The 2,485-nt window shown below is 74.3% G+C and carries 2 protein-coding genes; both read left to right on the top strand.

The window, feature by feature from the left end; all coding sequences use genetic code 11:
- Positions 1-198: 198 nt before the first annotated feature.
- Complete coding sequence (locus Q6969_RS14935; protein ID WP_317231148.1) at positions 199-1,959, top strand: DEAD/DEAH box helicase; 1,761 nt, start codon at positions 199-201, stop codon at positions 1,957-1,959.
- Between the two features lie 130 nt (positions 1,960-2,089).
- On the top strand, positions 2,090-2,485 hold a 396-nt coding region (locus tag Q6969_RS14940), incomplete at its 3' end, for a GNAT family N-acetyltransferase (RefSeq protein ID WP_317231149.1).

The following is a 2,485-nucleotide window of genomic DNA, read 5'->3' on the forward strand; positions in this document are numbered from 1 at the left end:
CCGCGGACGGCGGGCAGCGCGACGACGGCATGGCTGACGGTGAAGGGCACGGTCCATCCTGACGCGATCCGGCCCGGCTCCGCTCCGCCCACCCGGCCCGCCGTCCCCGCCCCGCGCACGGCGGCTGCGCCCGCCGCTCCCCCGCCGGATGCGCCCGCCGTGGGGCGCGGATCGTCCCCGACCCCCTACCGTTGAGGCATGAGCACTGACGACACCGCATCCACCCCCGACGCGGACGCCGCCCCCCGCACGACCTTCAGCGACCTCGGCCTCTCCGACCAGGTGCTCAAGGCACTCAAGGACGTCGGCTACGAGACCCCCTCGGCCATCCAGGCCGCCACGATCCCCTCCCTCCTCTCCGGCCGCGACGTCCTCGGCGTCGCCCAGACCGGCACCGGCAAGACGGCCGCGTTCGCGCTGCCGATCCTCTCCAACCTCGACGTCGCGCAGAAGACGCCGCAGGCGCTCGTGCTGGCGCCCACGCGCGAGCTCGCGCTCCAGGTGTGCGAGGCCTTCGAGCGCTACGCGTCCGGCATGCGCGGCGTGCACGTGCTGCCCGTGTACGGCGGCCAGGGCTACGGCGTGCAGCTGTCGGCGCTCCGCCGTGGCGTGCACGTGGTAGTCGGCACCCCCGGGCGCATCATGGACCACCTCGACAAGGGCACCCTCGACCTGTCGCAGCTGAAGTTCCTGGTGCTCGACGAGGCCGACGAGATGCTGAAGATGGGCTTCGCGGAGGACGTCGAGACGATCCTCGCGGACACGCCGAAGTCGAAGCAGATCGCGCTGTTCTCGGCCACGATGCCCGCGCAGATCCGCCGCATCTCGGGCAAGTACCTGCAGGACCCCGAGGAGATCACGGTCAAGAACAAGACCACGACCTCCGCGAACACCACGCAGCGGTACCTCATGGTGTCGTACCCGCAGAAGGTGGACGCCCTCACCCGGATCCTCGAGGTCGAGAACTTCGAGGGCATGATCGTGTTCGTCCGCACCAAGAACGAGACGGAGACGCTCGCCGAGAAGCTCCGCGCCCGCGGGTACGCGGCCGCCGCGATCTCGGGCGACGTCGCGCAGGCGCAGCGCGAGCGCACGGTCGAGCAGCTGAAGTCCGGCAAGCTCGACATCCTCGTCGCCACCGACGTCGCGGCCCGCGGCCTCGACGTGGAGCGGATCAGCCACGTCGTCAACTACGACATCCCGATCGACACCGAGTCCTACGTGCACCGCATCGGCCGCACGGGTCGCGCCGGGCGCAGCGGCGCGGCCATCAGCTTCGTCACGCCGCGCGAGCGCCGCCTCCTCACCGCCATCGAGAAGGCCACCCGCCAGCCGCTCACCGAGATGCGCATGCCGAGCGCGGAGGACGTGAACGTCACGCGCCTCACCCGCTTCGACGACGCCATCACGGCGGCGCTCGACGACCGCGAGCGCCTCGACGCGTTCCGCGACATCGTGGGCCACTACGTGAACCACCACGACGTCGTCGAGTCCGACGTGGCGGCGGCCCTCGCCATCGTGGCGCAGGGCGACACGCCGCTCCTCCTCTCCGCCGACGACCTGCGCCCGCCGCGCGTCGAGCGCGAGCGCCGCGACGACCGCCCGTCCCGCGACGGCGACGACCGCGGCGAGCGCCGCCCCCGCCCCGTGCGCGGCAGCGGGAACATGGCCACCTACCGCATCGACGTCGGCCGCCGGCACCGGGTGGAGCCGCGCCAGATCGTCGGCGCGCTCGCCAACGAGGGCGGCTTCAGCCGCGAGGACTTCGGCCACATCGACATCCGTCCGGACTTCTCGCTGGTCGAGCTGCCCGCCGGCCTCGACCAGGACAGGCTCGACCGCCTGTCGAGCACGCAGATCAACGGCCGGCCGATCGACATCCGCCCCGATCGCGGCGGCCCCCGTGCCGCCGAGCGCGGCGCGGCGCCCGAGCGCCGGGGACGCAAGCCCCGCGACTGATCCGCGGAGCCTCCCCCGGGGAGCCTCCGCGCGACGCCGACGACGGCCCGTCCCCGACCGTGGGGGCGGGCCGTCGTCGCGTCCCGGCGGCCCGGCCGCCGGGTCCGATCGCGGCCGGTAGCGTGGGCCGATGGATCCCGTCACCCTCCGCACCCCGCGCCTGACGCTGCGTCCGCCCGTCGTGGGCGACGTCGACGCGATCGCGGCCGCCTGCCGGGATCCGGCGATCCAGCGCTTCGTCCCCGTCCCCGTGCCGTACGGCCGCGACGACGCGGTCGCGTACGTCACCGGCCTCTGCGCCGACGGCTGGGCCGCCGGCGACCGCCTCACCTGGGCCGTGGTCGAGGGCGACGCGCTCGTCGGCACGGTCGGCCTGCACGACGTCGCGGACGGCGCCGCGGAGATCGGGTACTGGCTCGCGCCCGGGGCACGCGGTCGCGGGCTCATGCGGGAGGCGGCCGCAGCCGTCGTCGGCCACGGGTTCGGCAGGGTGCCGGGCCTCGGCCTGGCGCGCATCGGCTGGCGG

The sequence above is a fragment of the Clavibacter sp. MX14-G9D genome (assembly GCF_032917815.1).
GTDB classification, from domain to species: Bacteria; Actinomycetota; Actinomycetes; order Actinomycetales; family Microbacteriaceae; genus Clavibacter; species Clavibacter michiganensis_K.